Raw genomic sequence first — 7069 nt, 5'->3', positions numbered from 1 at the left:
CGATCAGGGCCAAGAGGAAGGCTACCGCTACCGCGAGATGAAGCGCGCGCCGGAAACGGTGGGGTGAGGGAGGCGGCGGCCCGGCGGCCGCCGCCCTGGATCGCTTACTCGCGCAGCGTGCCGGCCTTGCGGGCCGCATAGGCCGCCAGCGCATCCATCAGCGGCGGCGACAGGCAGTCATAGGGCTCGAGCCCCACTTCCTTCAGCCGGGCGCGCACGGCCGGCATGTCGCTCGGCCTCGTACCGGATTCGATCACGGAGGAAACGAACGCGGCGAACTCGGGCGCTGCCCAGCCCGGGTCGGTGGAGCGCTCGGTATGGATGAAGGCCAGGCCCTTGAAGGCATGCTCCTTCTCGATCGGCCCGTACAGGTGCACGCCGCAGGCGGTGCAGGCATAGCGCTGGATCAGCGCCGAGCTGTCGACCACCTTGAGCTTGTCGCCGTTCGCGGTGACCTCGACCTTGTCCGCCGGGACCACGCCCACGATCGAGAACATGGCGCCGGCCGGCTTCCAGCATTTGGTGCAGCCGCAGGCATGGTTGTGCAGGACCTGGGAGTTGATCCGGACGGTGACCGGACGGTCGGTGCAGGCGCAGACCAGCGTGCCGCCCGCGAAATCCGTGGTGCCCTGCCGGATCCCCTGGTCGATGGCAGGATGGAGCGAGATCGATGCCATGAGCTTCTCCCTGACCGCAGCTCCTGTTTCTTCTGGGTCGTCGCCGGATTGGCGCGCTGTGGTCAGTAAACTGTCTTGCCAAAGATCGTACCTATTGTCGATCACCACCAGCCGGCGGCGTCGCTCGGGACTTGACCGGACGTGGCCGAGGCTAGTCCTGTGCCAGGAGCATCGGGGAGCCACCATGACGATGATCGATCGGGTCCGCGCGGCTGGCGTGGCCGTCCTGCTCGCGACCGGGCTGGCAGCGCCCGGGCTTGCCGCCACGGGCGAGGACTATCCGACCAACACCCGCGTCGACTACGTGTTCGCCTGCATGAAGGCGAACGGCGAGACCCGGGACAGCCTGGACCGCTGCTCCTGCTCGATCGACGTGATCGCGACGCTGCTGCCCTATGAACGCTACGTCACGGCCGAGACCTTCATGAGCATGGCGCAGATGGCCGGCGAGCGGGCGGCGCCATTCCGCTCGAACGAGCAGGCCCAGGCCGCGATCGACGCCTTGCGCCGTGCCCAGGCTGAGGCGGAGGTACGCTGCTTCTAGGGCAGGCCCGGCCCGCCGATCTCGAGGATGCAGCCCTCGTTCGGGCGCAATTCCAGCCGGTCACGGATCACCTGGCCGCTGCGGTCGAGCTCGGTGGAGAGCAGCAGCCGCCCTGGCCGGACCTGGCGCAGCGTCGCTGTCGTGCCGCCGAAGTTCAGCGCCACGAGCAGATGCTCGTCCCCGTACCGCCGCGCATAGGCCAGGACCGCAGTGTCGGCGGCGATCGGCTGGTAGCTGCCGATCGACAGGGCCGGCCGGGTGCGGCGCAGGCGCAAGAGTGCCTGGTAGAGCGCCAGCACCGAGCGGGGATCGGCCGCCTGGCTCGCCACGTTCACGACCGCATGGTCCTGGGCCACCGGCAGCCATGGCGAAACCGGGGAGAAGCCGGCATGGGCCGAGCCGTCCCACTGCATCGGCGTGCGCACCGGATCGCGCCCCAGGCCCAGCCCCGGCACGTTGCGCTCCCACGGGTCCTGTACCTGCTCAGGGGGAATCGGCACGTCGCTCATGCCGATCTCCTCGCCCTGGTAGATCGTGGGCGTGCCGCGCAGGGTCAGCAGCAGCATGGCGGCGATCCGCACTTGGTCCGGGCCCAGCCGGCTCGCCAGCCGCGAGCGGTCGTGGTTGCCCAGCACCCAGTTGGGCCAGCCGCCGTTGGGCAGTGCCGCCTCGTAGGCGTCGATCAGGGCGGCGATCGCGGCAGGCTGCCAGGGGGTGGCGATCAGGTGGAAGTTGAAGGGGAGGTGGAAGCCGGACAGGTCGCTGCCGTAATAGGCCATCAGCCGGTCGATCGGCAGATACGCCTCGCCGATCATCACCCGGTCGCCGAATTCGTCCGCCACCCGGCGCATCGCCATGATCGCCTCGTGCACCTCGGGCTGGTCCATGGTGTGGGTGCGCAGCACCCGCTTGGCCGGCGACATGCCCGGGCGCCAGTCGGGGTTGGGCGGGTTGTCCCGCAGTTCCTCGTCCTCGATCAGGTGGTGGATCGCATCCACCCGGAACCCGTCCACGCCGCGCCTGAACCAGAAGCGCAGCACGTCCAGCATCGCGTCGCGTACGGCAGGGTGGCGCCAGTTCAGGTCCGGCTGCTCGGGCAAATAGGCGTGGTAGTAGTACTGGCTGGTGGCCGCATCGAGGCTCCAGGCCGGACCACCGAACTCGCTCAGCCAGTTGTTGGGCGGTCCGCCATCCGGGGCGGGGTCGTGCCAGACATACCAGTCGCGCTGCTCGGACCGGCGCGACGCCCGGCTCGCCACGAACCAGGGATGCCGGTCGGACGTATGGTTCGGGACATAGTCCAGGATCAGCCGCAGGCCCCGCCCATGCACCGCGTCGATCAGCCGGTCGAAATCCTCGAGCGTGCCGAAGGTTGGGTCGATCGCGCAATGGTCGGCCACGTCATAGCCGAAGTCCGCCATGGGCGAGGGATAGATCGGCGAAAGCCAGACGGCGTCGACCCCCAGCGCCACCAGATGGTCCAGCCGTCGGATGATGCCCGAAAGGTCGCCGATCCCGTCGCCGTTCCCGTCCTGGAACGAGCGCGGATAGATCTGGTAGACGACCCCGTGCTGCCACCAGGCATGATCCGCCAGCGCGTTCTGCACCACCAGCCTCCCTCGCGGCGTGGGCCGCCTCGGTTCGAAGTAGCGGGCGGGGCCAGCCGTTCCCAGGGTGCCGGGCTTGCGCGCCCCGACCACCACGGCATAACCAGGACTTAAGCCACGGGGAGGCGCATGACGGGTTCTCAGGACGCAGGCGCGCCGGCGGTCGAGCTGGCAGGGATCGCGATCGCCTTCACCCTGAGCGACCGGTCGACCTATCGGGCGGTGCAGGGCATCGACCTGCACGTGGCGGCCGGCGAGTTCGTCGCGATCGTCGGGCCCACCGGCTGCGGCAAGTCGACTTTGCTCAATGCCGCGGCCGGCCTGCTCCAGCCCTCGGCGGGCACGGTGCGGATCTTCGGCACGCAGCTGGCAGGCCTCAATCGCCGGGCGGGCTACCTGTTCCAGCAGGACGCGCTGATGCCGTGGAAGACCGCGCTGGACAATGTCGCGGTGGCGCTGGAGCCGGCCGGGGTCGGGCGCGGCGAGGCAAAGGCGCGCGCCCTGGACTGGCTCGGCCGGGTGGGGCTCAGGGGCTTTGCCGACCGCTACCCGCACATGCTCTCCGGCGGGCAGCGCAAGCGCGTGGCGCTCGCCCAGATGCTGATCCGCGACCCGGAGATCCTCCTGATGGACGAGCCGTTCGGGCCGCTGGACGCCCAGACCCGGCAGATCATGGGCAACCTGCTGCTCGACCTGTGGGCGGCCGACCGCAAGGCCGTGCTGTTCGTGACCCACGACCTGGAGGAAGCGATCGCTCTGGCCGACCGGGTAATCGTGATGTTCGCCGGGCCGGCGGCCGGCTTGGTGGGCGAATATCCGGTGCCGCTGGCCAGGCCCCGCGACATCGCCGAGGTCCGGCTCGACCCGGAATTCCATGCCATCCACCGGTCGATCTGGGGATCGTTGCGGTCCGAGGTGCAGCGCGCCTACGCCCAGGGCGAGGCGGCTCCATGAACCGCGCCGTCCTCCTGGCCCTCCAGCTCCTGGTGGCCCTGGCCTTCCTCCTCCTGTGGCATGTGCTGACCACCGTGCCGATCGGCGGCCGCAAGCTGCTCGACCCGTTCTTCTTCTCCACGCCCCTGGACGTGCTGGCGCGCACCTGGAAGGACCTGGTGGGCGGGGAGCTGTGGCGCCATCTCGGCATCACGCTGCTGGAGACCGTGCTGGCGTTCGCCACCGGTGCCACGGGCGGGATCCTGTTAGGATTCGCCTTTGCGCGCCGGGCGCTGCTGGCGGCGGTGTTCGACCCCTATGTGAAGGCGGCCAACGCCCTGCCGCGGGTCGTGCTGGCGCCGATCTTCGCGCTCTGGTTCGGGCTCGGCATCTGGTCGAAGGTGGCACTGGGCTTCACGCTCGTGTTCTTCATCGTGTTCTTCAACGTCTACCAAGGCGTGCGCGAGGTCAGCCCGACCGTGCTGGCCAATGCCAGGATGCTCGGCATGAACGAGCGCCAGTTGATGCGCCACGTCTACTGGCCGGCAGCGCTCACCTGGATGTTCTCGTCGCTCCACACCTCGGTGGGTTTTGCGCTCGTGGGCGCGGTGGTGGGCGAGTATCTCGGCTCGGCCGGTGGCCTCGGCTACAAGATCCAGCAGGCGGAGAGCGTGTTCGACGTGACCGGGGTGTTCTCCGGCATGCTGGTGCTGACCGTGTTCGTGATCCTGCTCGACGCGGTGGTCACGGCGATCGAGAACCGGCTGCTGGTATGGCGGCCGGCACCGGCGACCTCTACCAGCTGACGAGGACCAGCAACCAGGATCAGGGAACAGGCTGATGACGACCCGCAGAACCATACTGGGCGCCGCTTTGGCCGGTGCCGCTGCCTTCCGCCTGGCGCCGGCGCGCGCGGCTGCGCCCGAACAGGCCACGATCGCGCTGGGTGTCGGCGGCAAGCCGCTGCTCTACTATCTGCCGCTCACCATCGCCGAGCAGAAGGGCTTCTTCCAGGAGCAGGGGCTGAACGTCACGATCAACGATTTCGGCGGCGGGGCCAAGTCGCTGCAGGCGCTGATCGGCGGCTCGGTGGACGTGGTGACCGGAGCCTACGAGCATACCATCCGCATGCAGGCCAAGGGCCAGCCCATCCAGGCGGTGATCGAGCTCGGCCGCTTCCCCGGGATCGTGCTGGGGGTGAAAAAGGATCTGGCCGGCGAGATCAAATCGCCCGCCGATCTCGCCGGGCGCAAGGTGGGGGTGACCGCCCCCGGCTCGTCGACCAATTTCTTCGTCAACTACCTGATGGCCAAGGCCGGGGCCGACCCGCAGCAGGCAGCATTCATCGGGGTGGGGGCGGGCCTGAGCGCCGTGGCGTCGATGCAGCAGGGCGAGATCGAGGCGATCGCCAACCTGGACCCGGTGATCTCCAAGCTGGAAGCCGACGACGCCATCGCGATCCTGGCCGATACGCGCACCGAGGAAGGTACCAAGGAGATCTTCGGCGGCTCCAACCCGGCGGCGGTGGTCTATCTGAAGACCGACTTCATCGAGGCCAACCCGAACACGGTCCAGGCCTTGGTGAACGCGTTCAAGCAGGCGCTGGACTGGCTGGCGACCGCCTCGCCCGATGACGTCGTGGCCACGGTGCCCGAGGCCTACTACCTGGGCGACAGGGACCTCTATCTGCGCGCGGTCGCGGCCAGCAAGGAAACCTACAGCCAGACCGGGATCATCCCGCCTGACGGCATGCAGAGCGCCTACAACATGCTCCAGCAGTTCGATCCCGAGCTCGCCAGCGCCGAGATCGACCTGGGCAAGACCTTCACCGACCGGTTCGTGGTGGCGGCGGGCTAGCGCCGGCGGGCCGGCCGCGCCGTGCTCGTCATGGCGCGGCGATCGGCCGGTTGCGCTGGTCCAGGAGCGGGATGCCATAGTCCAGCAGGATCGCGTCGATCTCCTTCTGGTTGGCGCGGATCAGCCGGTTGAGCGCCCGCTTCCATTCCTGGTCGGAGGCGCGCACGCCCATGGTGATGTTGTAGACTAGGCGCGGGCGGTCCGGCTCCTGGAGGAGCGGCACCATCTGCAGCTCCGGCTCGACGCTCCGGGCATAGTGGGCGGCCATCGGCCCCCAGAGGATCCCGACATCGATCGTGCCGTCCTGGAGGTCGGTCACCATCGAGCGGGCGGCCGAATCGACCCGCGTGTCCACCAGGAGCGGGTAGGAGTGGACCTGATCGATCAGGCTATGGCGGACCAGGTGGTCACCGGCGGGGGTGCCGGCGACCACGCCGATCTTCGCCTCGGCCAGGCGAGGGTCGGCCAGGGATTCGATCCCGTCCAGGCCCTTGCCGGGCACGAACACCAGGGCATAGCTCGTGCGGTAGTAGGGGTTGGTGTTCTGGACGATCTCGTCGCCTTGCGGGTAGCCGATGATCACGTCGCATTTGTGCGCGCCCAGCGTGTTGCGGACGAAGCCGGTGACCTGCGGGAACCAGGTATAGTCCACCTGCTTGCCGAGCTTGGCCGCGAGCAGTTCGGCGATCTTGTTCTCGAAGCCTTCCCCCTGCTGGTTCGAGAACGGCAGGTTGTTCGGATCGGCGCAGACCCGCAGGAACTCGGGGTCGATCAGCTCCAGCGACAGGTCGGCGCCGTCCTGCGCGGCGGCGGGCTGCCCCAGCAGGCCGGGAAGGAGCAGTGCCAGGGCAGCCGCCAGGCGGCGGGTCTTGGACCAGCGCATCAGTGCCCCATGCAGGCCGCTTCCGCCTCGGTGAACGCCTCCGGCTTGTCGGCGCGCTTGGCGGGCCGCACCCGGTCCACCGCCCCGTTCGCCCGGGCGCGCAGGTAGACGTAGATGTCGTCCAGGTAGCACATCACGTTCGGGTTGGTGCCGAGCGCCGGCATGACGTTCTCCTGCGCGGTCGACTCGTTGATCCGGCCGTTCACCACGACGTCCATGAAGTCGGCATAGCTGATGACCTGGAGCGACCTGGTCAGTGCCGGCGCATAGGTCGAGCCTTCGCCGGCCGGCCCGTGGCAGACATGGCATTCGGCGTGATAGCGGCGAAATCCGGAATAGGTGTACCAGTCGACCGTGCCGTCCTCCTCGACCTTGAAGGTCGGGTTGCCTTCGGCGTCAAACCATTTGCCGCTGTCCTCGCTGACCGCCGTCGGATCGCCCGACCCGTCCTTCTTCGCCGGCCCGTCCTGGGCCAGTGCCAGGCCGGAGATCAGGGCGAGCGCCAGCGCGCAGAGGACCCTTGCACCGTAAGCCATCGCCAAAAGTTTTCCTCCTCGGGGGAAACGGA

At 68.7% G+C, this 7069-nt stretch carries 8 protein-coding genes; 4 read left to right on the top strand and 4 right to left on the bottom strand.

Annotated features, from left to right (window positions below):
* Nucleotides 1-104 precede the first annotated feature (104 nt).
* Complete coding sequence (gfa, locus tag HLA95_RS23625; RefSeq protein ID WP_191059043.1) at nt 105-677, bottom strand: S-(hydroxymethyl)glutathione synthase; 573 nt, start codon at nt 675-677, stop codon at nt 105-107.
* Nucleotides 678-861: 184 nt separating this feature from the next.
* Between gfa and HLA95_RS23620 the strand changes: the two genes are divergently transcribed.
* The gene (locus HLA95_RS23620; protein ID WP_191059042.1) at nt 862-1221 is read left to right on the top strand and encodes a hypothetical protein; all 360 of its coding nucleotides are present in this window, start codon (nt 862-864) and stop codon (nt 1219-1221) included.
* Here the strand turns inward: HLA95_RS23620 and HLA95_RS23615 are convergent.
* Nucleotides 1218-2828, bottom strand: coding sequence for an alpha-amylase family glycosyl hydrolase (locus tag HLA95_RS23615; RefSeq protein ID WP_223861458.1), 1611 nt, complete (start codon nt 2826-2828; stop codon nt 1218-1220). The genes HLA95_RS23620 and HLA95_RS23615 overlap by 4 nt on opposite strands.
* A gap of 129 nt (nt 2829-2957) precedes the next feature.
* On the opposite strand from HLA95_RS23615, the gene HLA95_RS23610 reads away from it, so the two are divergent.
* The 3 genes from HLA95_RS23610 to HLA95_RS23600 are packed head-to-tail and all read left to right on the top strand — an operon-like array spanning nt 2958 to nt 5618.
* Nucleotides 2958-3782, top strand: a complete 825-nt coding sequence (locus tag HLA95_RS23610) for an ABC transporter ATP-binding protein (protein WP_191059041.1) — start codon at nt 2958-2960, stop codon at nt 3780-3782.
* On the top strand, nt 3779-4567 hold the full coding sequence (locus tag HLA95_RS23605) for an ABC transporter permease (protein WP_191059040.1): 789 nt from the start codon (nt 3779-3781) through the stop codon (nt 4565-4567). Before HLA95_RS23610 ends, HLA95_RS23605 begins: the two co-directional genes overlap by 4 nt.
* Before the next feature lie 31 nt (nt 4568-4598).
* Complete coding sequence (locus HLA95_RS23600) at nt 4599-5618, top strand: ABC transporter substrate-binding protein (protein WP_191059044.1); 1020 nt, start codon at nt 4599-4601, stop codon at nt 5616-5618.
* Nucleotides 5619-5646: 28 nt separating this feature from the next.
* Here the strand turns inward: HLA95_RS23600 and HLA95_RS23595 are convergent, their stop codons facing one another.
* Both HLA95_RS23595 and HLA95_RS23590 read right to left on the bottom strand, forming a co-directional pair.
* A complete protein-coding gene (locus tag HLA95_RS23595) occupies nt 5647-6501 on the bottom strand; it encodes a substrate-binding domain-containing protein (RefSeq protein WP_191059039.1) in 855 nt (284 codons plus the stop codon).
* Nucleotides 6501-7037, bottom strand: a complete 537-nt coding sequence (locus tag HLA95_RS23590; protein ID WP_191059038.1) for a c-type cytochrome, methanol metabolism-related — start codon at nt 7035-7037, stop codon at nt 6501-6503. Before HLA95_RS23590 ends, HLA95_RS23595 begins: the two co-directional genes overlap by 1 nt.
* Nucleotides 7038-7069: the final 32 nt, after the last annotated feature.

The sequence above is a fragment of the Geminicoccus harenae genome (assembly GCF_019800005.1).
Classification (GTDB): Bacteria; Pseudomonadota; Alphaproteobacteria; order Geminicoccales; family Geminicoccaceae; genus Geminicoccus; species Geminicoccus harenae.
This window is presented reverse-complemented; position numbering and strand designations above follow the sequence as displayed.